The following is a 26,194-nucleotide window of genomic DNA, read 5'->3' as shown; positions in this document are numbered from 1 at the left end:
ATCCGGCCGGGAAACCGTCACACGATGCCGAGCGGCGAAAGGTGCGGACAGTGCTGAGTGTTCACCACGTGGGCGTGCAGACCGACGATTTCGACAATTGCCTGAACTGGTACCTCGATTTCTTCGAGGCCAAGCAGATGTGGCAGCTGGACCGGTTCTCCCGGCTCACCCTGCAGCGGTTGCCGGGAATCCGGCGGCTCACCGAGGTCGGTGTGGGCGACGTCCGGTTCCACCTGTTCGACCGCGCCACGCACACGGGCCGCACGGCGCTGCCCGACGACTTCCAGTTCCAGCACGTGTGCCTGGCCGTCGACGACGCGGAGGACCTGCCGCGGATCCGGCTGCGGTGGGTGCGGCTGTACCAGTCCGGCCGCTACCGGTTCGCGTTGCCGGACCCGCCCACCGAGATCGTCACCGACGCCGACGGCGTCCAGAGCCTCTACCTGTTCGACGTGAACGGCCTCGAGCTCGAGTTCACCCACGTGCCGGAAGACCACCGATGAGTGAGTCGAGGACGGGTGTGCTGGCCCCGGCCGCGCGGCGGTGGGACTACGGCGACTTCCCCTACGGGCTGGAGCCGCTGGTCATGCCGCCCTGCGGGCCCCAGACCGCCGCGACCGTGCAGCCGTTCGACCTGCTCGCGGTGTACGAGGTGGAGCGCGCGCTCATCGACGCCGAGCCGGTGGGCGACGGCGTGGAACCGTCCACTTCGGACGTTCTGTACTGGTTCCGGTGGATCACCGGCCACCAGGTCACGTTCCTGCTGTGGCACCTGATGGCGGCGCACGTCACCGCGATCGGCGACGGTCAGGTGGCCGACGACTCGACGCTGGCGAGCCTGGAGTCGTACACCGACGGCTACTCCGCGATGCTGCACTACAGCGGGTCGTGCCCGGTGGAGGTCTACCAGGCGCTCATCCGGCCCCGGCTCTACCTGCAGCACCGCGGTTTCAGCGGGGTGTGGGCGGCGGACTTCGCTCCCTTGCGGCGGTTGCTGCGCGGGTACGAGCAACCGTGGATGACCGGACCGGGCGGTGCGAGGCTGGCGGCCGCCGTCGACGCCAACCGGACCGCCCACGAGGCTCTCGCGGCGCGGCTCGTGCCCGACGGGAAGTCCCTGCTGCAGGAACGAGCTCCGGGCACGGTCGTCCGGCCTTCTGCGCGCAGCACCGCCTTGTTCGACAACATGTTCCTGACGTTGCGCGCGCCTGTCGACCGGGACGCGGTCCTGGCGCAGCTGTTCCGCCGGCTGCGGGCCGTGCGCGTGGACCTCCTGACCAACGGGCTGCTCCCGGACGGATCCGACGACGACTGGATGGCCGACGTCTTCCGGCAGGTCGTCGCGTCCGCGCTGACCGACCGCGAACGCCTCGCGCGCTGAGCCCTTGCCGCAGTCCCCGCCGAGAACGATGGAGTGGAGCCATGTCCGAGGATCTGATCTACCAGGTCGTCCGCAACCACGAGGAGCAGTACTCGCTGTGGCCGGCCGCGCGTCCGCTGCCGCCCGGCTGGTCGGCGGAGGGAACGACCGGGTCCCGCGAAGAGTGCCTCGCGCGGGTGAGCGAGGTGTGGACGGACATGCGGCCGCTGAGCGTCCGCCAGGCCGCGCGATGACCACCACCGACGCGCCCGCGTCGGTGGACCTCCGGTGGCGACGGGCAGAGGACCGCACCGCGCTCTCGTTCGCCGAGCGGCGGATGTGGTTCCTCGACCAGCTGCACCCGGGATCCACCGGGTACCTCCTGCCGCACGTGTTCCGCGTCCGCGGCCCGCTCGACCACGCGGCGCTGCGCACCGCGATCACCGGCCTGCACCGGCGGCACGAGGTGCTGCGGTCCCGGTACCGCACCGAGGGCGGCGAACCACGACGGGTGGTCGACGCTCCCGGCGAGGTGGCGCCGGTGCTCACCGTGGTGGACCTGCCAGGTGACGAGCCGGGCGTCCGCGAGGTGCTCGCGCGTGATCACCGGACGCCGTTCGACCTGACGGCCGAACACCCGATCCGGTGGACGCTCCTGCGGCTGGCGGCCGACGACCACGTCCTGGCGCTCACCGTGCACCACATCGCGTTCGACGAGTGGTCCGGGTACGTCCTCGGCGAGGACTTCAGCGCTCTCTACGACGCCGCGGTGGCCGGCGTGCCGCCCGCGCTGAGCCCGGTCGTGTTCGACTACGCCGACCACGCGGCACGCGAACGCGTCGGCGGGGCGATCGAGTACTGGGAGCGGCAGCTCGACGGCGTGGGCGTTCTGGACCTGCCGCTGGACCACGCCCGCCCGCCGGTGTGGCGTCCCGGCGGCGACCACGTGCCCGTCGAGCTGCCCGCCGGCCTGGTGGCGGACCTGACCGCACTCGGCCGCACCGCCGGGGCCAGCCGGTTCATGACGATGCTCGCCACGTTCACCGGCCTGCTCGCGAGGCTCAGCGGCGACACCGACATCTGCGTCGGCACGCCGGTGGCCTGCCGCACGGACGAGCAGACCCACGCCATGGTGGGCCTGTTCGCCAACACCGTCGTCATCCGGGGGAAGGTGGGCGAACGCACCACCTTCCGGGACCTGCTCCGCGACACCGCCGAGACGTCGTTGGCGGCCATGGAGCACCAGGACGTCCCGTTCGACCTGCTCGTCGACCGCGTCGGGCCGGATCGCGACCTCGCGCGCAACCCGCTGTTCCAGGTCATGTTCGTGCTGGAGGAGGGGTCCGGCAGCTCGTTCGCGCCCACCGGCCTGCGCTTCGAGGAGATCACCGCGCCGCCGTCGGACGCCAAGGTCGACCTGACGCTCGCGTTGTGGGACAACGAGAACGGCGGGTTGTCCGGCTACTTCGAGTACGCGACAGCGCTGTTCGACCGGGCGACGGTCGAGCGGTTCGCCGGGCTTCTCCGGCAGTTCGCCGAAAGCGCGGTCGCCCGGCCCGGCCGGCGCGTCGCAGAGACTCCGCTGTCCACTGTGGAGCGTCAGCGCGACGAGATGGACCACCGGCCGGCCGACGTCGAGGAAGTCTCGGCGGTGGAACTGGTCGCGCGGCAGGTGCGCCTGCGTCCGGACGCCATCGCGGTCGAGGAAGGTCTTGGCTACCAAGCCCTCGCCGACGCGGCGAACAACGTCGCTCATGCCTTGACACAGGAGGGCGTCGGCCGCGGGTCCGTGGTGGGGGTCTGCGTGCGCAGGGGTCCGCACCTGGTGCCCGCACTGCTCGGCGTCATGGCGTCGGGAGCGACGGTCCTGTGGCTCGACCCCGCGCAGCCGTCGGAACGGTTGCGAGAGCTCGTCGCCGACGCCGGGGCGCGGTCGGTCGTCGTGAGCCGCGGGCTCGGGAACCTCGGCGCACCGGCGCTCGACGTCGAGGCGGAGCGCGCACCCGCCGATCGCGACCACCTGTCCGCGGTGCGGATCGACCCGTCGGACACCGCCTACATCGCCTACACGTCGGGCTCGACCGGAAAGCCCAAGGGAGTGCGGATCTCCCACGCGGCACTGGGCGAGCACCTGCAGGTCATCTCGGCCGAGTACCGGATCACCGAACGCTCCCGCGTGGCGCTGGTCGCGGCCATCGGCTTCGACGTGTCGTTGGAGCAGATCCTCACCGCGCTCGTCCGCGGTGCCCGCGTGGTCCCGCTGGATCCCCGCAGCCTGAGCGCAGACCAGCTCCTCGACGGCATCCGGCGGCACCAGGTCACGCACCTCAACGTGACTCCGCTGTACTACCGGGAACTGGTGGGCCGGGCGGCCGTGCGGGACCCGCGGCTGGCGTCGGTCGAACTGGTGAACCTGGGCGGGGACGTCGTGCGCGGCAGCGACATCCGGCGCTGGCGCGACGGTGGTTTCACCGCGCGGCTCACGTGTTGCTACGGCCCGACCGAGTCGACGGTCACCTGTGCCGTGCTGGACACGCCGGACGCGTTCGCCGGGGAGAACGTCGTCCCCATCGGCCGGCCGGTCGCGGGCACGCGGGCCTACGTCCTCGACGGCGCCCTCCAACCGGTCCCGGTCGGTGTGCCGGGCGAGCTGTTCCTCGGCGGCCGCCGGATGGCCACGGGCTACCACGACCAGCCGGACGTGACGGCGGAGCGCTTCCTGCCCGACCCGTTCACCGACGAGGCCGGGGCCAGGATGTACCGCACGGGCGACGTCGTCCGCCGTCGCGCCGACGGGGTCCTCGAGTTCCGCGGCCGGGTGGACCGCCAGGTCAAGGTCCGCGGCCACCGGGTCGAGCCCGCGGAGATCGAGGCGGCGCTGCTCGCCCACCCGCGGGTCCACGACGCCGTGGTCGTGGCACGCGACGCGGAGCTGGTCGCGTACGTCGCGGCCGGGTCCGACGACGGCATCGGCGAGTTCCTCCGGGACCGGTTGCCCGCTCACCTGGTCCCCACCGCGATCGTCGCGCTGGCCGAGCTGCCGCTGACGCCGTCCGGGAAGGTGCGGCACGCCGCGCTGCCCACGCCGCCGCGGACCCGGCCGACGTCCGGAGCCGAGGTCGTCGCGCCGCGGACCGCCGCCGAGGCCACCGTGGCCGAGGCGTTCTCCGAGGTGCTGGGCGTCACCGGGGTCGGGGTGCACGACGACTTCTTCCGGCTCGGCGGCCACTCGCTGGCAGCGATCCGGTTGGTGGCGAGGCTTCGCGACACGGCGGGCGTCGACCTGCCGGTGAAGGCCGTGTTCACCGCACCGACGCCCGCCGCGCTCGCCGTGCAGCTCGGCAGCGCCACCGCGCACTCCGGCACGTCGACCCACAAGGCCGACCGTGGCGCACCCCTCGTCCTGTCCGCGGCTCAGCGCCGGCTGTGGCTGCTCGACCAGCTCGACGTGTCGCGCCAGGAGTACCTCGTCCCGATGACGTACGTCATCAAGGGCGGCCTGGACGTCACCGCTCTCCAGCGCGCGGCCGACAGCCTCGCAGAGCGCCACGAGATCCTCCGCACGCGCTACGTCGCCGACCACGGCGACCCGGTGCAGGTCGTCGACGAACCCGGCGCCGTCGCGCTGGACGTCGTCGACCCGGGCGGGCGTCCGGTCGAGCAGGTGCTGGCCGGCCTGACGGCGCACGGCTTCGACCTGGCCCGCGACCACCAGTTCCGGCTCGCGCTGGTGCGCATCGCCGCCGAGGACCACGTCCTGCTCGTCCTGACCCACCACATCGCCTGCGACGGCCGGTCGTGGCACATCATCGGCACGGAACTGGCCGAGCTCTACCGCCAGGCGGAACTCCCGCCGCTGACGTGGCAGTACGCCGACCACGCCGCCTGGGAGAGCACGCGGGACCTGGTGCGCGGACTGGGTTTCTGGACCTCGGCGCTGTCCGGGACCACCCCGCTGCACCTGCCGGTCGACCGGCCGCGGCCCGAGGTGCGCGACCCCGCGGGCGCGGTGTGCTCGTTCCGCCTGCCCGGCGACGTGGTCCACCGGGGACGGTCGGCCGGCGCGACCGCGTTCGCCACCTGGTTCGCGCTGTACGCGGCGCTGCTGAGCCGGGTGACGGGGCAGTCCGACGTGGTGGTCGGCACCCCGGTCGACGGACGTGACGGTGCCGGAGCCGACGCGCTGATCGGGTGCTTCGTCAACACGATGGCGCTGCGCGTGCCCGAGGTGGGCGGGAGCTTCCTCACGCTCCTCGAGTCGGTGCGGACGCTGCTGGTCGACGCGTACGAACACCGGCACACGCCGTTCGACGACGTGGTCGCCGCGCTGGGCCTGAGCCGTGACCCGGCCAGGACACCCGTCTTCGACGTGATGTTCCAGGTGCTCGACGAGGCCGCGCCGGCGTTGCCACTGGACGGGCTTTCCGTGCAGGAGCTCGAACTGACCGCGCGTTCGGCCGTGGCCGACCTGAGCCTGTCCCTGCGCCCCAACCCCGACGGCAGCTGGACCGGCGAGTTCGAGTACGCCACGGCGTTGTTCGAGCCCGCCACGATCACCCGGCTTTCCGAGCGGTTCGTGCGGCTCGCGGCCGCGGCGGCCGGGCAGCCGGAGGCGGACCTCGCCGGCTTCGACCTCCGCACGGACGCCGAGCGGGCCGAGCGGACCGCCGGCCACGACGACGATCCGCGGCCGGTGACCGAGATCTTCGCCGAGCACGCGATGAACCGGCCCGACGCGGTCGCGGTCACGGGCCCGGCGGGGACGCTGACGTACCGGGAGCTGGACGAGCGGAGCAACCAGCTCGCGCGGCACCTGGTCGCGCAAGGCGTGGTGCCCGGTTCCACGGTCGCTGTCCAAGTAGGACGGACGGAGTGGACGGTCATGTCCCTCCTGGCCGTGCTCAGGTGCGGCGCCGTCCACCTCCCGATCAGCGAGGCGGAACCGCAGGACCGGATCGACTCGGTGATCGAGGAGACCGCACCGGTCGTCGTGATCGCGACAGGCACGGTCCGCTACGGCGTGCCGGTGATCGACCTCGACCGGGACGCGGCCGCGATCGCCGCGCAGTCGCCCCGGCCCCTGCCGGCACCACGGGCAGACCTCGCCTACCTGATCTTCACGTCCGGCTCGACCGGCCGTCCCAAGGGCGTGGTGGTCGACCACGCCTCGTTCTCCCACCACTGCCAGGTGATGGCGCGGGCGTACCGGCTCGGACCGGGGGAGCGGCTGGCCCTGCTCGCGTCGCTGAGCTTCGACGCCTCGATGGACCAGATGATGGCGCCACTGGTCAGCGGGGCCGCGGTGGTCGTGCTCGACGCGCGGGCGGTCACGCCGGAGCGGATGGTGCAGGACATCCACGACCACGGCGTCACCGTCGTGGACGTCACCCCGGTCTACTACCGGGAGCTGCGCCGCGCGGCACGGCCTGGTGATCCCCGGCTCGCCCGGCTCCGGTTGATGAGCGTCGGCGGTGACGTGGTGACCGGCGTGGACGCTTCGGCATGGCACGAACTGGGCGTACCGGGGGAGTTCGGCTGCACGTACGGGCCGACCGAGGCGACGGTCGCGTGCACGTTCCAGGTCGTGGACGAGCAGGAGGCCGCGCGGGCAGGGGGTGGAGCCCTCCCGTTGGGACGGCCGCTGCCCGGCACCCGGCTGGCGGTGCTCGACCCGGCGATGCGCCCGGTCGTCCCCGGCGCAATCGGCGAGCTGTACGTCGGTGGCCGCCGAGTCGCCCGCGGGTACCTGGACCGGCCGGACCTGACCGCCGACCGGTTCGTGCCGGACCCGGCCGGGGCGCCGGGGGCCCGGCTGTACCGCACCGGCGACCTGGTCCGCGTCCGGCCGGACGGCGTCGTCGAGTTCTTCGGCCGCGCCGACCGGCAGGTGAAGATCCGCGGGTTCCGCATCGAACCGGCCGAGATCGAGTCGGTGCTGTCCGCCTGTTCCGGAGTGCGGTCAGCCGTCGTGGTTCCCGGCTGCCTGCCCACCGGCGAGGAGTGCCTGCTGGGTTACGTCGTCGTGGACGCGGGAACCGGAGCCGACGCCGTCCGTGCGCATGTCCGGCAACGACTCCCGCAGCACATGGTTCCTGCCGCGGTGACCCTCGTTGAGGAGATCCCGTTGACGCCCAACGGGAAGGTGGACCGCGCACGGCTGCCGGAACCCGTCTTCGCCGACAGGCAGGCGGAAGCCCGTCCGATGGACCCCACCGAACAGGCGGTCGCCCGGATCTGGGCCGACGTCCTCGGCGTGTCCGGCATCGGGCCCGCGGACGACTTCTTCCGGCTAGGCGGCCACTCCCTGTCGGCGACACGGGTGTCCATGCGGGCACAACAGGTGTTCGGGGTCGAGCTCCCGCTGCACCGGTTCTTCACGGCGACCACGGTCGAGGCGCTCGCCGCCGCGATCCGCGCCGAGGTCGAAGCGGCCTTCGCCGGTCTTTCCGATGCCGAGGTCATGGCACTAGCAACCGAGAACTTGGAGGCCGACCAGCGATGACGACCGACGCACAGCCCACGGGGCTCACTTCCGGGCGCACGCTCGCCGATCTGCGCAAGGCACTGCTGGAACGGCAGCTGGCCGGCCGGGCACCCGCTCGGTCCGCTGCGGACGAGATCCCGAAGCTCTCCCGCTCGCGGCCACTCGCGCTGTCCTTCGCCCAGCAACGGCTCTGGCTGCTGGACCAGCTGCGCCCCGGCCAGGACGAGTACCTGGTGCCGATGGCGATCCGGCTGGACGGTGAGCTCGACGAACGTGCTTTGGCCGACGCGCTCACCGCGGTGGTCGCACGCCACGAGGTCCTGCGCACACGGTACGTCCTCGACGGTCGCGAGCCGGTTCAGGTGATCGACGAACCCGCACCCGTACCCCTGCACCGGACCGCGTGCGACGAGGCCGGCCTCCAGTCCGCGATCGCCGACCTGACCCGGACACCCGTGGACCTGCGCCGCGACCACCCGATCACGGCCCACCTGGTGGCACTCGGCCCGGACAGCCACGTGCTGGTGGTCTGCGTGCACCACATCGCGTTCGACGACTGGTCCACCGGCCTGCTGCTGCGCGAGATCTCCGAGCTGTACTCGGCGAAGGTCGAGTCCCGGCCGCCGTCGCTGCCCGAGGTGCGCACGCAGTACGGCGACTACGCGCGCTGGCAGCGCAACCGGATCCGGGGGAGCGCCGGCCAGGGACAGCTGGAGTACTGGCGCACCGAACTGGCCGGGCTCGACGCGTTGGCGTTGTTCACCGACCGGCCCCATCCGGCCGAGTGGCAGCCCGCCGGCGGTTCGGAGGGGTTCGTCATCCCCGCGGTGGTGGCCGACGCGGTGCGGGCGAAAGCAGGGGAAGCCGGTGCGACGGCCTTCCACGCCCTGCTCGCCGCGGTGCACACGTTCCTCGGCCGGTGCACGGGACAGCAGGACGTCGCCGTGGGCGTGCCGTCCGCGTCACGGCCCAGGGCCGACCTGGCCGACACGATCGGCTACTTCGGCAACATGCTGGTCATGCGCGCCGACCTGGCGGCCGACCCGTCCTTCACCGGCCTGCTCGACCAGGTGCGGGCCACGGCCGTGGACGCGTACGCCCACCAGGACGTGCCCTTCGACTGGCTGGTCACCGAGCTGCGGCCGAACAGGGACCTCTCGCGCAACCCGCTGTTCCAGGTGAGCCTCACCGTGGCGGAGGGCGACGACGAGGACGTGGCGATGACCGGGCTGACCGGGACGCCTGTGGACGTCGACTGGATCGCGGCCAAGTTCGACCTCTCGTTCGCCGTCACCGTGACCGCGGAGGGCGACTGGACGGGCGACATCGTCTACCCGGCCGCCCTGTTCGACCAGGCCACCGTCCACCGGATGGCCAGGCACTTCGAGGCACTGGTCGCCGCGCTCGCCGCGCAGCCGGAGACGCCCGTGTCCCTGCTCGGTTTCACCACCGCCCTCGACCGCGGGGACACCGTTGCGGCGGCTTCGATCCCGGTCGGCGACGCGATCCACGACGCGGTCGCACGGCGCGCCGCCGAGCTGGGCGAGCGCACCGCGGTGACCTGGGGTGCCACTCGACTGTCCTATCAGGACCTCAACGGACGGGCCAACCAGCTCGCCCGCCACCTGCGGGAGCTCGGTGCCGGACCGGGTGAGCTGGTCGGCGTCCGGCTGACCGGCGGCCCGACGTTGGTCGTCGCGCTGCTCGCGGTGCTGAAGACCGGAGCGGCGTACCTCCCGCTCGACCCGGAGCAGCCGGAGGACCGCGTCAACTTCATGATCGGTGATGCGGCGGCCCGGCTCGTCCTCACCGAGTCCCAGCTGCCCCGGCGACTCGACGCGCAGACCGTCGTCCTCGACGACGCCGCGACGCAGGACGTGCTCGGGGCGTACGCCACGGACGACCTCGATGTCGTCGTGAGCCCGGACGATCTCGCGTACGTCATGTACACCTCGGGGTCGACCGGTCTGCCCAAGGGCGTCATGGTCACGCATCGCAACGTCATGCGGCTGTTCGGCGCGCTGGACCTCGAACTGGCGACCGGCCCGGACGACGTGTGGACGGCTTTCCACTCGTACGCCTTCGACTTCTCCGTCTGGGAGATCTGGGGCGCGCTGGTGCACGGCAGCCGGCTCGTCCAGGTGCCGTTCGAGATCTCCCGTTCGCCCGAGGACTTCCTCCGGCTGCTCGGCGACGAGGGCGTGACGGTGCTCAGCCAGACGCCGTCGGCGTTCACGGGGCTCACCCAGGCGCTCGAGGAACGGGGTGAGTACGGCGGACTGGCCGTGCGGGCGGTGGTCTTCGGTGGCGAGGCGCTCGACCCCGGCCTGCTGGAGCCGTGGTTCCGCCTGGCGGGTCCGGACGCCCCCGCGATGATCAACATGTACGGCATCACCGAGACCACAGTGCACACCACCGTCCGGACGTTGACACCCGCCGAGTGCCAGGTGCGCACGGGAGTGGGCCGCAGCCCGATCGGTCGCGCGCTGGCTGACGTCCGGCTGCACGTCCTGGACGCCGCCGGACAGCCCGCGCCGATCGGCGTGCCCGGTGAGATCCACGTCGGCGGGGCCGGGGTCGCGCGGGGCTACCACGGCCGGCCGGCGCTGACCGCGGACCGGTTCGTGCCCGACCCGTTCGGCACCGAGCCCGGTGCCCGGCTCTACCGGTCGGGCGACCTCGGCAGGCTGACCGCCGGCGGCGAGGTCGAGTACCTCGGCAGGGCCGACCAGCAGATCAAGATCCGCGGCCACCGGATCGAGATCGGGGAGATCGAGGCTGCCCTGGCCGGTCACCCCGCCGTGACCGCGGCGGTCGTCGACGTGGCCTGGTCGGGCCCCGGTGACGGACGCGTCTTCGGCTACGTGGTCACGGCGGGCGACTTCGACCCCGCGGACGTGCTGCGGCACGCGGCGGCGCGGCTGCCCGGCTACATGATGCCCGTCGCGGTCATCGGCATCCCGAGGATCCCGTTGACGGCCAATGGGAAGCTGGACCGGGCAGCGCTGCCCGCACCGCGGGTGGAGTCCACGACCGCCTACGTCGCACCGCGTTCGGCGCCGGAGACCACGGCCGCGGAGGTCCTCGCCGAGGTCCTCGAAGTCCCCAGGGTAGGAGCGCGGGACAACTTCTTCACCCTGGGCGGCGACTCGATCCGGGCCGTGCGCGCGGTGGGAATGCTGCGCGCACAGGGCTTCGACGTCACGGTGGCCGACCTGTTCCGGCGCCAGACCGTCGAGGAGATCGCCGAACTGGCGGGCGGCTCGGTCGAGGCGGAGGAGCTGGTGCCGCCGTTCGCGCTGATCTCGGACGAGGACCGCGACCGCCTGCCGGACGGCGTCGTCGACGCGTACCCGCTGGCCGGGGCGCAGGCCGGCATGCTGTACGAGCTGCTGCGCGACGACGACGTCCATCGCTACCACAACGCGACCAGCTATCCCGTGCGGGAGAAGGACACGTTCTCACTCGACGCGTTGCAGCGGGCCGCCGAGCTCGTGACGACGCGCCACGACGTGCTGCGGACCTCGTTCGACCTCGCGACCTTCAGCACGCCGCTGCAACTGGTGCACGCGCGGTGCGAGGTCGAGATCCGGTACACCGACCTGCGGGGCCTGCCGGAACACGAACACGACACCCGTCTGTGGGAGGTCGTCTCCGCCGAACGGGCCGACGTGTTCGACGTCGCCGCGGCACCGTTGTGGCGGCTGCACGTCGTGCTGTCGGCGCCCGACCGCTGGCAGCTGTGCGTGGTGGAGTCCCACCCGATCCTCGACGGCTGGAGCCACAACTCGTTCGTCATGGAGCTCCTGCGGACCTACGAAGCGGTCAAGGACGGCACGGTTCCCGCGCAGTCCACTTCGGACACCCTGCGGTACGCGGACTACATCGCGCTGGAACAGGCCGCGATCCGGTCGCCGCGGGACCGGGCGTTCTGGGCCGAGCGGGTCACCGGGCAGTGGGACCGCCTGACGCTGCCGGAGCTCTGGTCGGGCCCGGCCGGGGCGCCGCACTACGAGGTGCGCGTGCCCACCGAGGCGATCGAAGGCGGTCTGCGGGAGCTCGCCCGGCTCGCGGGGGTCCCGTACAAGACGGTCCTCTTCGCCGCGTACCTGCGGGTCCTCGGGATCGCCGCGGGCCAGGAGTCGTTCTTCGCGGGCCTGGTGACCAACGGCAGGCTGGAACGCCTGCGGGGCGACGACGTGCGGGGCATGTTCATCAACATCGTGCCCTGCCCGGCACCGGCGGTCGCGGACACGTGGGTGCGGTACGTCGGGGACGTCTTCGCCGAGGAGATCGCCATCCAGTCGCACCGCCACTACCCGCTGGCGACGATGCAGCGCGACTGGGGCGGGGACGTCCCGCTGATCGACACGATCTTCAACTACCTCGACTTCCACGTGCTGGACGAGGACCTGGTCGAGATCGACGACGTCCAGGACGTCAGCCCGAACGAGTTCGCGATCGCGGTGTCCACCGAGCACGACTGCGTGGCGATCACGGCCCGTCCGGAACGGGTCGCGCCGGAGTTCGGTGAGCTGCTCGGCCGGCTGTTCACCCAGGTGCTGACGGCGATGGCGACGGCACCGCACGGCGACCCCCGGCAGTGTCAGCTCGACCCGGCCGACCGGCGGCGCGCCCTGGCCCTGTCGGTGTGGCCCGAGGTGCCCGCCGACGAGTCGATCGTCGAGATCCTGGACCGCTGGGCGGTCGACCGGGCTGGCGAACCGGCCGTGTGCGAGACCGGGCGTGAGCTGACCTACGGCGAGCTGCGCCGGCGGTCGTGCCAGGTGGCCGCCGGGCTGGTGGCCCGCGGGATCGGGCGCGAGGCGGTCGTCGCGATCAACCTGCCGCGGGGTGCGGAGCTGATCGCCACGTTCATCGGCGTCCTGCGTGCCGGCGCCGCGTTCCTCGTCCTCGACCCGACGCAGCCACGGGCCAGGTGGGAGACGTTGCTGCGCGAGTCCGGCGCGGTTCTCCTGGTAGGCCCCGAAATCGACCCCGGCGGGATTCAAGCGGTGGACACCGCTTGGTTCGACGACTTCACCGATCTCGAGGCGCCGGTCGAGGCCGACCCGGAGGCGCTGGTCTACCTGGTCAGCACGTCCGGCTCCACCGGAACCCCGAAGAGCGTCATGCTGAACCACCGCGGCCTGACCAACTTCGTCGGCCCGCAGACCGCGCGGCTGGACGTCAAGCCCGGCGACCGGGTCGCCCAGGTCGCCCCGGTCGTGTTCGACATGGCGCTGCTGGAGATCTTCCAGGCGCTGGCGCACGGCGGCACCGTCTGCGTTCCCGACCCGGACGTGCTCGCGGTCGGGGACGTTCTGGCCAGGCAGCTCGCCGAGTTCCGGGTCACGCACCTGGTCACCGTGCCGTCGGCGCTGGCGGTGCTCGACCCCGACCAGGTGCCGAGCCTCGAGGTGGTGGCCGTCGGCGGCGAGGAGTTCCCGCCGCAGCTGGCCGGCACGTGGGCGCACCGGGTGCGGCTGTTCAACATCTACGGCCCGACCGAGTGCACGATCTTCACCACGGGCACGGAGATCGTCCCCGGTCTCGACCGGGGCATCACCATCGGCCGGCCGCTCGGCAACGTCACCGGGTACGTCCTCGACAGGATGCTCGACCCGGTCCCGATCGGCGTGCCCGGCGAGCTGTGCCTCGGCGGCCCGGCGGTCGGCCGCGGCTACGCCGCCCGCCCGGACCTGACCGCCGACCGGTTCGTGCCGGACCCGTTCGGGGACGTGCCGGGTGCGCGGCTCTACCGCACCGGCGACCGCGTGGTCCGCCGCCAGGACGGCGACATCGTCTTCCTCGGCCGGTTCGACCAGCAGGTGAAGGTGCGCGGGCACCGGATCGAGCTCGGCGAGATCGAGTCGGTGCTGGAGACCCACCCGCAGGTCCGCCAGGCGGTCGCGGTGGTGCAGGGCGACACCGACCTGCGCCGCCTGGTCGTCTTCGCCGCCGCGGCCGACGGCAGCCCCGTCACCGAGGCCGGGCTCGACGACTTCCTGCGCGCCCGGCTGCCGGCGTACCTGCTGCCGGACCGGATCGCCCGGCTCGACGACCTGCCGAGGACCGAGAGCGGCAAGCTCGACCGCAAGGCCCTGGCCGGGATCGAGGTGGCGGAGGACCGCCGGACTCCCCTGGTACCGCCCCGGAACGCCGTCGAGACGACCATCGCGGAGGTCTGGCAGCGGGTCCTCGGCGTCGACCGGCCCGGCGTGCACGACGACTTCTTCCAGGTCGGCGGGCACTCGCTGCTGGCGGTGCGGCTGGCGTCGCAGCTCGCGACCGCGCTCGGGCACACCGTCTCCAGCGCCGACGTGCTGGGCAAGCGGACGATCGCCGGCATCGCGGAAGCCGTGACCACCGGCGACGGCGAGCCGGCGGAGGGACCGCTGGTGTGGTTCCGCCGGGAGGGCAGCCGGCCGCCGCTGCTGTGCGTGCACCCCGGTGGCGGCAGCGCGCACTGGTACGACAAGCTCGCCGACGAGCTGCCGGCCGACCAGCCCGTCGTCGCGTTCCAGTACGAAGGGGCGCAACGGTTCCCGGACGGCCTGACGGCGAACGTGCTGGCCCGCCACTACATCGACTCGCTGGACGTGCCGCTGTCCGAGGTGCGCCTGATGGGCTGGTGCAGTGGCAGCCCGATCGCCTGGGAGATGTCCCGGCTCCTCACCGAGGCCGGCCACGACGTCACGCTGACGCTGCTCGACCCGGTGGCCCCGGTGTCCGACCTGGACTACCTGCTGCGCGACTTCCAGGAGTGCGAGGACCTTTTTGGCCGGCTGTGCGCGACCGGGCCGGACGACCAGGTCCGCGCCCAGGCGCTCGGCCTGCTGATGGGCCTGCTCGCGGCGGAGGTGCCGCAGGACGAGCTGACCGACGACGAGTGGCTGGTGAGCGTCCGGGGCTGGCACAACCTGCTCAAGGCGATCCTGGGCTACGGCTACCCGTACAAGGCCGAGTGGCCGGTGAACCTCGTGTTCAGCCAGGAGGTCGCGAGCGGGAACCACGAGGTGGTCCCGGACAGCGACGCGACCACGTACATCGACTCGTGGAACCCCCTGCTGGCCGACGTGACCCGCACGGAGAACGTCATCCCGCGCGGCCACTACGAGGTCATGGAGCCGGAGCACGTGGGCCTGCTGGCCGAGCTGCTGACCACGCTCTGGGGCACGCGTGAGTGAGCGCGCCCTGCGGCACAACCGGGACTTCCGGCTGCTGTGGCTCGGCCAGGCGTTGTCGGCCCTCGGGTCGACGATGTCCTCGGTGGCCCTGCCGCTGCTGGTGCTGCTGATCACCGAGTCGCCGGTGAAGGCCGGGATCGTCGCGCTGGCGGGCAACCTGCCGTTCGTCCTGCTGCAGCTGCCCGCCGGCGCGTACGTCGACCGGCTCGACCGGCGCGCGGTGATGCTCACGTGCGACCTCGGCAGGGCGGTCGCCGCGGGCAGCGTGGCGGTGGCCCTGGTCCTGGGCGAGGTGCGGTTCGCGCACCTGGTGGTCGTCGCGGCGGTCGACGCGACGCTGGCGGTCCCGTTCCAGCTGGCCGAGTCGGCCGCGCTGCGCAGGATCGTCGACGACGAACGGCAGCTGCCGACGGCGATCGCGCTCAATCAGGCCCGCACCTACGGCACGGAGCTCGCCGGCCAGCCGCTGGGCGGGCTGCTGTTCGGGATCAGGAACTTCCTGCCCTTCGCAGCCGAGGCCCTGGCGTACGTGGGCTCGTTGCTGACCGTGCTGGCCCTGCGCACCCCGCTGCCCGCGCCCAGCCGGACCGAGGCGCCGCACCTGCGCCGTGAGATGAAGGAAGGCCTCGTCTGGTTCTGGCGCAACCGGTTCCTGCGCACGACGGCGTTGCTCGTCTCCGCGAGCGACTTCGTCATCAACGGCCTGTTCCTGCTGCTCGTCGTCATCGCGCAACGCCGCGGGATGTCCGAGGTCGAGATAGGCCTCGTGCTCGCCCTCGGCGGCGCCGGGGGAGTGCTGGGCTCCGTGGTGGCACCGCTGGTGCAGAAGCGGGTCACGTCGCTGCGGCTGATCGTCGCGGGCGTCGCCTGGATCGGCGCTCCCGCGGTCGCGGCACTCGTGCTGGCGACCGACTTCGTGTCGATGGGGCTGCTGCTCGGTCTCACGCTGTCGGTCTGGCCGGTGTGGAACGCGGTGATCATGGCGCGCTGGCTGGTGCTGATCCCGGACGAGCTGATGGGCCGGGTGCAGAGCGCGGCGGTCCTGGTGGCCGGTGCGCCCGTGCCGCTCGCCGGGCTCACCGGTGCCTTCCTGTACGAGAACGTCGGCGCCACCGGTGCGTTGCTGGTGTTCGCCTCGATCATGTTGATCGTGGCCGTCTTCGCCACGGTGAACAGATCGGTCCGCGCCGCGAGTGCGCAGGACCAGCTCGTGACCCACCACAACACCTGATTCGAGGAGGATGTCATGGCCAGGAGTCCCGACAGCGTTCTGTCCTGTGTGGACATGAACGGCACCGGGCTCGCCGACGGCGTGCTGCGGTACTCGTTCCGGCAACTGCTGGGGAACAACGGGTTCGTGCACGTCGTCGACGTTCCGGAGGCGTTCGACCACGTGGCTTTCCTGAAGGAGATGGGCGAGTTCCAGCCCACGTCCACCGGGACGCTCGTGGGGGACGTGAAGCCGGAACGCGGGATGGACGACGTCAACCACGGGCAGAACCGCGGAGCGTTGACGCCGCACACGGAAGGCTACGAGTTCGACGGAACTCCGCCTCGCTACCTCGCTCTCTGGTGCGTCAACCCGCCTGCGGGACAAGGCGGGGAGACCACGATCTTCGACGGTCACCGCATCCTCGCCGAGTTCACCGAGGACGAGCGCGCCCACCTGCGGGACACCGTCTACCGCTGGGGTTCCACCGAAGGCCTCGCCCGCCACGGTGTCCGTCCCACGGCGGAGCACCCGGTGCTGGAGGAACGCGGTGACGACCTGATCCTCCGGTTCTCCACCAACTACCTCGCCGTCCCGGACGGCGACGAGGTGGCCCGGCGGTTGCTCGACCGCGGCAACGAGCTGTTCGCCGGCAGCCACATCGCGGTCCGCTACCGGCGGCGTGACCTCCTGGTCTGGGACAACTGGCGGATGTTGCACTCCCGCAACGCCTTCGAGGACCCCCAACGGCACCTCAAGCGCGTGCAGATCGCGGCATGAACGGCGCCCAGGTGGTGGTGGAGACCCTCGGTGCCGCCGGCATCGGGGTCTGCTTCACCAACCCCGGCACGTCGGAGATGCACCTGGTCGCCGAGATGGCGGCCAGGCCCGCGATCCGCAACGTGCTGTGCCTGTTCGAGGGAGTCGCGACCGGGGCGGCCGACGGCTACGGCCGGATGGCCGGGACACCCGCGGCCACTCTGCTGCACCTCGGGCCGGGGCTCGGCAACGGCCTGGCGAACCTGCACAACGCCCGCCGGGCCGGCACGCCGCTGGTGAACCTCGTCGGCGACCACGCCACGTACCACAAGGCGTTCGACCCGCCGCTGGACTCCGACGTCGAGGCCATGGCCGGCACGGTCTCGGCCTGGGTGCGGCGGACCACGCGCGTCGAGGACGTCGGCAGGGACGTGGCGGAGGCCGTCGTCGCCGCGCGCACGGGACCCGGAGTGGCCACTCTCGTGCTGCCATCGGACGTCTGCTGGTCGGACGGGGCGAGCGTGGCCCCGATCCCGGCGGCGGGGCAGGACGAGTTCGACGCCGCCGAGGTCGAGCGGATCGCCAAGGTGTTGCGGGAGCAGGACGGCTGCCTGCTGTTCGTCGGTGGTGCGAACATGCGGCGGGCCGGACTGCGGGCGGCGAGCCGGATCGCACGGGCGACCGGTGCCGCGCTGCTGGCGGAGAAGTCTCCCGCCCGGCACGAGCGCGGGGGAGGCATCCCGGACCTGGCGCGACTGCCGTACCCGGTCGACGAGGCCTTGGCCGCGTTGCGCGGACATCGGCACGTCGTGTTCGCCGGTGCCCGGCCCCCGGTCGCGTTCTTCGCGTATCCGGGAAAGCCGAGCGATCTCGTCGCCCCGGACACGGAGGTGCACGAGCTCAGCCCGGCACCGGCCGCACTGGAGTACCTGGCCGAACTGCTTGCGGCCGAGGCAGTTCCGGACGACGGCCCTTCGGCACGTCCGAGTCTGCCCACCGGGGCACTGACGGCAGACGCGGTCGCCGCGGTCGCCGGTGCCTTGTTGCCGGAAGGTGCCGTGCTGGTCGACGAGTCCATGACCTCGGGCCAGCGGTTGCCGGCCGCGACGGCCGGTGCGCCGTGGCACGACTGGCTCAGCCTCACCGGCGGGTCGATCGGCATGGGGACGCCCGTCGCGACCGGCGCCGCACTCGCCTGCCCCGACCGGCCGGTGCTCTGCTTCGCGGCCGACGGCAGCGCGATGTACACACCGCAGTCGTTGTGGACGCAGGCACGGGAGGGCCTGGACGTCACCACGGTGATCCTGAACAACTCGTCCTACGCGATCCTGGCGGGCGAACTGGGCCGGGTCGGTGTCTTCGACGACGCGGACCTGGTGCGGGCGCGGGAGTTCATCGACATCTCGGGAGTGGACTTCGTCGCGCTGGCCGCGGGGATGGGCGTGCCCGCCACACGGGCCGACACCGCGGAGGGGTTCGCGGGACAGCTCCGGGAGGCGCTCGCCGAGCCGGGACCCCATCTCATCGAGGCCGTCGTGCCGCCCGTATCAGCGTTGTGAGGTGCTGAGCGATGACATCCACGTTCTCCCAGATCTCCGTGCTGCCGGGGGTCTGGCCGTCCGCCGAGCTCATGGAGCGGTTGCGGCCGATGAGTGAGAGATCGCCGTTGGTCCTCGATGAATGGCCCTCGGCGGTACGAGGTTCGTTCGCCACAACGGACGCAATCCTGGCCGGGTGGAAGGACGAGCTCGGCGCCGAACGGCTGGCGCAGCTGCCCGCGTTGCGCTACATCGGCTTGCGTGCCACGTCGACCGATCGCGTTGACCTGGACTACGCGAGCAGGCACGGCGTCACGGTCTCGCCGATCCACGGTTATGGCGACATCGGCACGATCGAGTTCATCGCCGAGCAACTCCTCCTGCAGGCGCGGCACGCCACCCCTGCGCGCGGAGAGCTGTCCGGACGACGTCTCGGCATGGTCGGCTACGGCAACGTCGGGCAAGGCGTCGGCCGGATCGCGACGGCACTGGGCATGGACGTCGTGTTTCACACCCCCAGGCCGCGCGAGACACCCGCGGGCACGCCGCGGTGGGCTCCGCTGCACGAGGTGCTGGCCACCGACTACCTGTCCTTCCATTCGCCCGCCTACTGCCACGTCGTCGGCCCGGAGGAGTTGAAGATCATCCCGCCGGACGCCGTCGTCCTCCTGACGACCCTCGGCCTGCCCATGGCCGAGACCGCGCTGGTCGAGTGGCAACGAGCCCGCACCGGGAAGGTCGTCCTCGACCTGTGCGCGGGACACGGCCTGTCCGCCACCGCCCGGCAGTTGCCCGGGCTCGAGCTGCACGAGCTCTACGCCGCCAGGACCACCGAGTCGGTGCGCAGGGCCGAGGCCGGGTTGCTGGCCAACCTCGTCTCCGCACTGGACCCGGGTGAAAGGAGAAGTCCTTGAGCACCAACCCGTTCGACGCAGCGGACGAGCAGTTCCGCGTGCTGGTCAACGCCGAGGGACAGCACTCGCTGTGGCCCGCGTTCGCGGACGTGCCCGCGGGCTGGACCGTCGTCTTCGGACTCGCCGGCCGCGAGTCGTGCCTGGCGCACGTCCAGGAGCACTGGACCGACCTGCGACCGAACAGCCTCCGGGCACAACTGAGCTGACAGGAGCGAGCAGTGAACGTCGGTCATCTCATCTACGAACAGATCCGCCTGCGTGGCGACTCCGCGATCGCGGTCGCGGCGGACGACGGCCGGCTGACCTACCGCGAGCTCGGTGTCGCCGCGGGCGAGGTCGCCGCGGCACTCCTCCAGGCCGGTGTCCGGCCGGACGACGTCGTGGCGGTGCGACTGCCGAGGGGGAGCGGACTCGCGGCCACGCTGCTCGGGGTGCTCTGGTCCGGCGCCGCCTACCTTCCGCTCGACCCCGACGTGCCGGATCCACGCGTGCGACGGATGGTCGACGCCGCGGGGGCGAGGTTCATCGTCACCGACGAACCCGCACCTGCTGGTGTGCAGGTGGTCAAGCCGGGGCGGGACGTGACCGGACCGCGCCCGGCGCACCCCGACGACCTCGCGTACGTCGTGTTCACGTCCGGTTCGACCGGCGAGCCGAAACCGGTGGCGGTCCCGCGTCGTGCGCTCGCGAACCACGCGGTCGCCGTGGCGCGGAAGTACGCGCTGACTGCTGAGGACCGGGTGCTGCAGTTCGCCAACGTGGCGTTCGACGTGTACGCCGAAGAGCTCTTCCCGACGCTGGCGGTCGGTGGCCGGGTCGTGGTGATGCCCGAGGCGGTGCCGCCACCCGCGCGCCTGGAGGCCTTGCTGGCGCGCGAACAGGTCACGGTGGTCAACCTGCCCACCTCGTACTGGACGCGGTGGACACGCGGACTCGGGCAGGCACTGCCGGCCAGCCTGCGACTGGCCGTGATCGGCAGCGAGGCGGGCCATGCCGCCGACCTGCGGCTGTGGCGGCAGCACTGCTCGGTGCCGGTCGTCAACGCCTACGGGCTCAGCGAGACCACGATCACGACCACCGCCGCGGAGCTGTCCGATGTGGACGAAGGCGTGCTGCCCATCGGGCGGCCGCTCGCCGGCATGCGGGCCTACGTCCTGGACGACCGGCTCAGGCCGGTCGCGGAAGGGACCGTCGGCGAGCTCTACCTCGGCGGTGCCGGCCTGGCTCGCGGCTACGTGGACCGTCCCGGCCTGACGGCCGAGCGGTTCGTCGCGTGCCCTTTCGAGGCGGGCGGGCGGATGTACCGCACCGGCGACCTCGTCCGGACGAGTCACGACGGCGAGCTGCGGTTCGAGGGCCGGGCGGACGACCAGGTCAAGATCCGGGGAATCCGCGTGGAGCCGGAAGAAGTCCGGGCCGCGCTGGAAGAACATCCCGGTGTCTCGGCCGCCGCCGTGGTCGTCCGCCGGGCCGGCAGCGGCGACAGCGAGCTCGTCGGGTACGTCGTCTCCGAGGAGTCGGCGGAGCGCGTCCGGGAGTGGCTCGGCCACCGGCTGCCGTCGCACCTGGTACCGCGCGCTGTGGTCCGGATGGAGCGTCTTCCGTTCACCGGCAACGGAAAGCTCGACCGGTCCGCCCTGCCGGAACCTCAGGGGGCGGCCACGATCACCCCGCCGCGCAACGCCGAGGAAGCGCGCCTGTGCGCGTTGTTCGCCGAGGTGCTGGGTGTGGCCGAAGTGGGGGTGCACTCGAACTTCTTCGAACTGGGCGGGCATTCGCTGCTGGCCGCTCAGCTGGTCGGCCGCCTCGACGCCGACGTCACCGTCCGGGGTGTCTTCGACGCTCCGACCCCCGCACTGCTGGCGGGTCTGGTGCGAGCGCGGGGGACGGCCCGTGCGGCGGTCCGGCCGGTGGAACGACCCGACCTGGTGCCGCTTTCCCCGGCACAGCAACGCCTGTGGTTCCTCGGCCAGCTGGGCGCGTCGCCGACCTACAGCCTGCCCTCCGCCATCCGGCTGCGCGGCGACCTGGACCGCGCGGCCCTCGAAGCCGCGGTGGCGGACGTCATCACCCGGCACGAGGCCCTGCGCACGGTGTTCACCGAACACCAGGGCACTCCGCACCAGACCGTGCTCCCGGTCGAGGCGGTGCACGTCGACCTGCCGGTCGAGCACACCGACGACCTGGACGCCGCGATCCGGCAGGAGGTCGACACACCGTTCGACCTGGCCGCGGACCTGCCGTTGCGGGTGCGGTTGTTCGGCCTGGGACCCGGCGAGCACGTGCTGTTGCTGACGATGAACCACATCGGCACCGACGGCTGGTCGATGCGTCCTCTGGCACGGGACCTGCACGACGCGTACGCCGCCCGGCTGGCTGGCGAGGCACCGGACTGGTCCCCGTTGCCCGTGCAGTACGTGGACTACACGCTGTGGCAGGCCGGGTTGCTGGGGCCCGCGGGCAACCGGGCACCGTCGATCGTCCGGCAGCTGGACTTCTGGCGCCGGACCCTGCGCGACCTGCCGGAGGACGCACCCGCCGCGGACCTGCCCCGGCCGCCGGTGGCCACGGGCCGCGGGGGAGCGGTGCCGATCGCGATCGGGGCCGAGCCGCACCGGGCCGCGGCCGCACTGGCCAGGCGGACCGGCACCACCGTCTTCATGGTCGTCCAGGCCGCCGTCGCCGCGGTGCTGACGAGACTCGGTGTGGCGGCGGACGTCCCGATCGGCACCCCGGTGTCCGGCCGCGGCGACCCGGCGCTCGACGACCTGGTCGGGTTCTTCGCCAACACCGTGGTCCTGCGCACCGACACCTCCGGCGACCCCACGTTGCTCGACCTGGTGCGCCGGGTCCGGAAGACCGACCTGGACGCGTTCGACCACCAGGACGTCCCGTTCGACGACGTCGTCGAGGCGGTCAACCCCGGCCGGTCGCTCGCCCGCAACCCGCTGTTCCAGGTCATGCTGCTGCTGGCGGGGGAGAGGGACGGCGAGGGCTTCCGGTTGCCCGGCCTGGTGGCCGAGACGACGGACGTCTTCACCGGCGCGGCGCTGGTCGACCTCGTGTTCGACCTCACCGAGCGGCAGAGCGCCGACGGGTCGCTCGCGGGCATCGACGGCAGGCTGGAGTTCGCCGGCGACCTCTACCTGCCGGACTCCGCATCGTTGCTGGCGGCGCGGTTCGCCGCGCTGGTCGAACGCTGGATCGCGGAGCCGGACCTGCCACTGTCCGAAGTGGACCTCTTCGTCGGCGCCGAACGCTCGGACGTCCTGCACACGTGGAACGCGACCGAGGTCCCGCTGCCCGACACCACCCTGCCCGAGCTGGTCGAGAAGCAGGTCGCCGCGACACCGCAGGCCGTCGCCATCAGGTCCGTGGAAGGCGAGATCACCTTCGCGGAGCTGAACGAACGGGCCAACCGGATCGCGCACCTGCTCCTGGCGCACGGCATCGGTCCCGGTGACCACGTGGGTGTCCTGCTGAGCCGTGGCCCGCGGCAGGTCGAGGCGTTCGTCGGCGTGCTGAAGTGCGGCGCCGCGTACCTGCCGATCGACCCCGCCCATCCGGACGACCGCATCCGGTTCATGATCGAGGACGCCCGTCCGGCGATCGTTCTCACCGCGGACGGCTCTTCTCCCTTCGGCACAGTGGTTCTGGACGACCTCGCCGACCGGCCCGCGACGAACCCGGTCGCGGAGGACCGCCCGTCGCCGTTGACACCGGACACGCCGAACTACGTGGTCTACACGTCCGGTTCCACCGGGCGGCCCAAGGGCGTGGTGCTCCCGGCCAAGGTGCTGGTCAACGAGATGCTGTGGCACGCCACCCAGGCGCCGTACGAGCCGGGCTCGCGGGTGGCCCAGTTCAGCGCCGTCGGGTTCGACATGTCGGAGCACGAGATGCTCACCGCGCTGATCAACGGCAAGACGTTGTGCGTTCCCGACGACGACACCCGCGCGGACCCGGCGCGCCTGGCCCGGTGGCTCGACGAGGAGCGCGTCACCGAGCTCTACGCCACCAACGCGGTCATGGCGGCGGTCTACGAGGCCGCGACCGAGCAGGGCCTGGGGCTGCGGGCGTTGCGGCACCTCGTGCAGGGCGGCGAGATGCTCCAGCTGACCCCGGCGGTCCGGGCCTTCCACGCGGCGCGGCCGGATCTGGTGCTGCACAACGAGTACGGCCCGTCGGAGACGCACGGGGTGACCGGCGCCGCCCTGCCGGCCGACCCCGGCGACTGGCCGCGCCAGCCCACCGTCGGCCCGCCGATCTGGAACACCCAGGTCTACGTGCTGGACGAGCGCCTGCGGCCCGTGCCCGTCGGGGTCGTCGGCGAGCTGTACCTGGCGGGCAACAACGTGGCGCACGGCTATCTCGGGCAGCCCGGCCTGACCGCGGCACGGATGGTGGCGAACCCGTTCGGCCCGCCGGGAACGCGGATGTACCGCAGTGGCGACATGGGCCGCTGGCGTCCCGGCGGAGCGCTCGAGCTGGTCGGGCGGGTCGACGACCAGGTCAAGATCCGCGGCGTGCGGGTCGAGCTGGGCGAGCTGAACTCGGTGCTGACGACCCACCCGGCCGTCGGGCAGGCCGCCACCGTGCTGCGGGAGGACCAGCCGGGGGACCGGCGACTGGTCGCGTACGTCGTCCCCGACCGGTCAGGCCCCGCCCCGACACCGGCGGACCTGCGCAGGCATGTCGCCGCGGCGGTGCCGGAAGCCGTTGTGCCGTCGGCGTTCGTGGTGCTGGACGCGTTGCCGGTCAACGCCAACGGCAAGGTCGACCAGGCCAGGCTGCCGAAGCCGGCCAGGGTCGGCACGGCCCGGCACGCACCGACCACGGACCACGAGACGGTGGTGTGCGACCTGTTCGTGGAGGTCCTCGATGCCGCCGAGGTGGGCGTGCACGACAACTTCTTCGAGCTGGGCGGGCATTCGCTGCTGGTGACCCGGCTGGTGAGCCGGGTGCGCGGCAAGCTCGGTGTGGAGCTGACCGTGCGGATGGTGTTCGAGGCGCCGACGCCGGCCGAGCTCGCGGCCCTTCTCGACGCCGCCGTGTGACCGCTGCGAGAAAGGCGGTGAGCGAGAACCGCTCACCGCCTTTTCGCTAGTGGTGTGGCTCGGAACGTTGCCGGGGGAATGCGCGGTCAGACGGGTGCATCGTGGTGCCGCCCCCACGTCTTCGTACTGGTTGTACGTGGGCGTGGGGGCGGTGCCGCGAGGCGCCCTGCTGAGCGTGGATTACCTCGCCGACGTTCCGAGACGCGCCACTAGTTCGGGAAGACGTCGTCCAGCGACGCTTCCACAGCGCCGGCCATGAGCTCGAGTTCGTCGGGCGTGATCGCCAGCGGCGGCATGAGCACCAGCGTGTTGCCCAGCGAACGGATCCAGACCCCGCGGTCCTGCGCGGCCCGGCACACCTGGAACCCCGCTCGCGGCCGGTCCGTGGCCAGCTCGATGCCGGTCATCACGCCGAGCCGGCGCACCTCCCGCACCGCGTCGTGCTTCGCCACGGGCCCGAGCAGGTCACCGAGCAGCTCGCCCTTCTGCCTGGCCACCGCGGACAGGTCGAGCTCGGTCGCGATCGCGAGGTTCTCCAGCGCCGCCGCGCAGGCGAGCGGGTTGCCCGCGTACGTGTGCCCGTGGAAGAACATCAGCGAGGGGTCCGAATCGGCGAACGCGCTCGCCACCCGGTCCGTCGTCAGCAGCGCCGACAGCGGGAGCACGCCACCGGTGATCCCCTTGCCGCACAACATGATGTCCGGCACGATCCCCGCGTGCTCGGTGGCCCACATCCGCCCGGTCCTGGCGACCCCGGCGGCCACCTCGTCGCAGACGAGCAGGAAGCCGTACCGGTCGGCCAGCGCACGGCACGCCCGCAGGAAACTCGCGTCGTACGGCCGCATCCCGCCGGCGCCCTGGATCATCGGCTCGACGATCAGCGCACAACACCGGCCGCCGACCTCCGCGAGCGCCGACTCCAGCGAGGCGATCGCCCGCGCCGCCGCGGCGACGGGATCCTCCCCGTCCACCGGGCCGGGCGACTCGGTTTTCTGCACCTTCAGCAGCAACGGCCCGTAAGCCGACTGCGACTGGTCGCCACCCATGATGCTCGACGCGCCGATGGAGTCTCCGTGGAACGAGCTCTCCAAATGCAGAATCACCTCCCGCGGCTTTCCGGAGCGCACGGAGAACTGATAGGCCATCTTGAGTGCCGCGTCGACCATTGACGCGCCGTCGTTGCCGTAAAAGACCTTCGAAAGACGCTCGGCGCTGTCGGCGGACGTCGGCGCCAGCTCGACCAGGCGCTCGGCCAGCCGAATTCCCGGCGTGTGCGTCGCCCCGAAGAACGACGAGTGGTCCAGCCGCTCCAGCTGCTCGGCCACGGCGGCCTTGATGCGCGGGTCCCCGTGCTGGTAGGCGGTCACCCAGAGCGAGCTGCACGCGTCGAGAAAGCGGCGCCCGGACACGTCCGTCAGCCACACGCCCTCGGCGCGGTCGATGACCAGCGGGTCGTCGGAAATCCAATTCTGGTGCTGCGTGTACGGGTGCCAGACCGCTTTCTCGTCCCGCAGCTGCCAGTCGTGAACAACGCTCATCGCTTTCATCCCGTCTCGGCGAGGTGATGCCAGTCGAACGCGGCATTCGGTTGGTGGAATGCCTGGCGTGGGTCGTTGATGAATGATGACCTCATCCTTGCCGCCGGAATCGCGGGGCGTCAATCTTGCCGTTTGCGTTTACGG

12 protein-coding genes are annotated in these 26,194 nt (G+C 72.1%); 11 read left to right on the top strand and 1 reads right to left on the bottom strand.

Annotated features, from left to right (window positions below):
• Nucleotides 1-50 precede the first annotated feature (50 nt).
• From ACFWV3_RS21180 to ACFWV3_RS21130, 11 genes are read left to right on the top strand one after another with little or no spacing between them, the layout of a single operon-like run.
• Nucleotides 51-503, top strand: a complete 453-nt coding sequence (locus ACFWV3_RS21180; protein WP_382413114.1) for a VOC family protein — start codon at nucleotides 51-53, stop codon at nucleotides 501-503.
• On the top strand, nucleotides 500-1,381 hold the full coding sequence (locus ACFWV3_RS21175; RefSeq protein ID WP_382413113.1) for a hypothetical protein: 882 nt from the start codon (nucleotides 500-502) through the stop codon (nucleotides 1,379-1,381). The genes ACFWV3_RS21180 and ACFWV3_RS21175 overlap by 4 nt, the downstream gene beginning before the upstream one ends.
• A 41-nt stretch (nucleotides 1,382-1,422) precedes the next feature.
• Nucleotides 1,423-1,614 (top strand): MbtH family protein, encoded by a 192-nt coding sequence (locus ACFWV3_RS21170; protein ID WP_382413112.1) that lies wholly within the window; start codon nucleotides 1,423-1,425, stop codon nucleotides 1,612-1,614.
• Nucleotides 1,611-7,862 (top strand): amino acid adenylation domain-containing protein, encoded by a 6,252-nt coding sequence (locus ACFWV3_RS21165; RefSeq protein WP_382413111.1) that lies wholly within the window; start codon nucleotides 1,611-1,613, stop codon nucleotides 7,860-7,862. The genes ACFWV3_RS21170 and ACFWV3_RS21165 overlap by 4 nt, the downstream gene beginning before the upstream one ends.
• The gene (locus tag ACFWV3_RS21160; protein WP_382413110.1) at nucleotides 7,859-15,034 is read left to right on the top strand and encodes an amino acid adenylation domain-containing protein; all 7,176 of its coding nucleotides are present in this window, start codon (nucleotides 7,859-7,861) and stop codon (nucleotides 15,032-15,034) included. The genes ACFWV3_RS21165 and ACFWV3_RS21160 overlap by 4 nt, the downstream gene beginning before the upstream one ends.
• Nucleotides 15,027-16,265 carry an MFS transporter gene (locus ACFWV3_RS21155; protein ID WP_382413109.1) on the top strand — a complete coding sequence of 413 codons (1,239 nt, stop codon included), beginning with the start codon at nucleotides 15,027-15,029 and terminating at the stop codon, nucleotides 16,263-16,265. Before ACFWV3_RS21160 ends, ACFWV3_RS21155 begins: the two co-directional genes overlap by 8 nt.
• A 15-nt stretch (nucleotides 16,266-16,280) precedes the next feature.
• The gene (locus tag ACFWV3_RS21150) at nucleotides 16,281-17,024 is read left to right on the top strand and encodes a TauD/TfdA family dioxygenase (RefSeq protein ID WP_382413108.1); all 744 of its coding nucleotides are present in this window, start codon (nucleotides 16,281-16,283) and stop codon (nucleotides 17,022-17,024) included.
• A complete protein-coding gene (locus tag ACFWV3_RS21145; protein ID WP_382413107.1) occupies nucleotides 17,021-18,562 on the top strand; it encodes an acetolactate synthase large subunit in 1,542 nt (513 codons plus the stop codon). Before ACFWV3_RS21150 ends, ACFWV3_RS21145 begins: the two co-directional genes overlap by 4 nt.
• Before the next feature lie 11 nt (nucleotides 18,563-18,573).
• Entirely contained in the window at nucleotides 18,574-19,455 is an 882-nt protein-coding gene (locus ACFWV3_RS21140; protein WP_382413106.1) for an NAD(P)-dependent oxidoreductase, read from the top strand.
• Entirely contained in the window at nucleotides 19,452-19,661 is a 210-nt protein-coding gene (locus ACFWV3_RS21135; RefSeq protein ID WP_382413105.1) for an MbtH family protein, read from the top strand. The genes ACFWV3_RS21140 and ACFWV3_RS21135 overlap by 4 nt, the downstream gene beginning before the upstream one ends.
• 12 nt (nucleotides 19,662-19,673) lie before the next feature.
• On the top strand, nucleotides 19,674-24,512 hold the full coding sequence (locus ACFWV3_RS21130; protein ID WP_382413104.1) for an amino acid adenylation domain-containing protein: 4,839 nt from the start codon (nucleotides 19,674-19,676) through the stop codon (nucleotides 24,510-24,512).
• A 209-nt stretch (nucleotides 24,513-24,721) separates the two neighbouring features.
• Here ACFWV3_RS21130 and bioA read toward each other — a convergent pair whose 3' ends face one another.
• Complete coding sequence (gene bioA, locus ACFWV3_RS21125; protein ID WP_382413103.1) at nucleotides 24,722-26,050, bottom strand: adenosylmethionine--8-amino-7-oxononanoate transaminase; 1,329 nt, start codon at nucleotides 26,048-26,050, stop codon at nucleotides 24,722-24,724.
• Nucleotides 26,051-26,194 lie beyond the last annotated feature (144 nt).

It is taken from the genome of Lentzea sp. NPDC059081 (genome assembly GCF_042738015.1).
Lineage (GTDB): Bacteria > Actinomycetota > Actinomycetes > Mycobacteriales > Pseudonocardiaceae > Lentzea.
Note: the sequence above shows the minus strand (reverse complement) of the source record. Positions and strands in the feature narration are given on the sequence as shown.

What these genes read in the sequence shown, in the direction of transcription:
- ACFWV3_RS21150 (WP_382413108.1), top strand. Translation starts at nt 16,281, where the DNA reads ATGGCCAGGAGTCCCGACAGCGTTCTGTCCTGTGTGGACATGAACGGC.
- ACFWV3_RS21145 (WP_382413107.1), top strand. Translation starts at nt 17,021, where the DNA reads ATGAACGGCGCCCAGGTGGTGGTGGAGACCCTCGGTGCCGCCGGCATC.
- ACFWV3_RS21170 (WP_382413112.1), top strand. Translation starts at nt 1,423, where the DNA reads ATGTCCGAGGATCTGATCTACCAGGTCGTCCGCAACCACGAGGAGCAG.
- ACFWV3_RS21175 (WP_382413113.1), top strand. Translation starts at nt 500, where the DNA reads ATGAGTGAGTCGAGGACGGGTGTGCTGGCCCCGGCCGCGCGGCGGTGG.
- ACFWV3_RS21160 (WP_382413110.1), top strand. Translation starts at nt 7,859, where the DNA reads ATGACGACCGACGCACAGCCCACGGGGCTCACTTCCGGGCGCACGCTC.
- bioA (WP_382413103.1), bottom strand. Translation starts at nt 26,050, where the DNA reads ATGAGCGTTGTTCACGACTGGCAGCTGCGGGACGAGAAAGCGGTCTGG.
- ACFWV3_RS21165 (WP_382413111.1), top strand. Translation starts at nt 1,611, where the DNA reads ATGACCACCACCGACGCGCCCGCGTCGGTGGACCTCCGGTGGCGACGG.
- ACFWV3_RS21140 (WP_382413106.1), top strand. Translation starts at nt 18,574, where the DNA reads ATGACATCCACGTTCTCCCAGATCTCCGTGCTGCCGGGGGTCTGGCCG.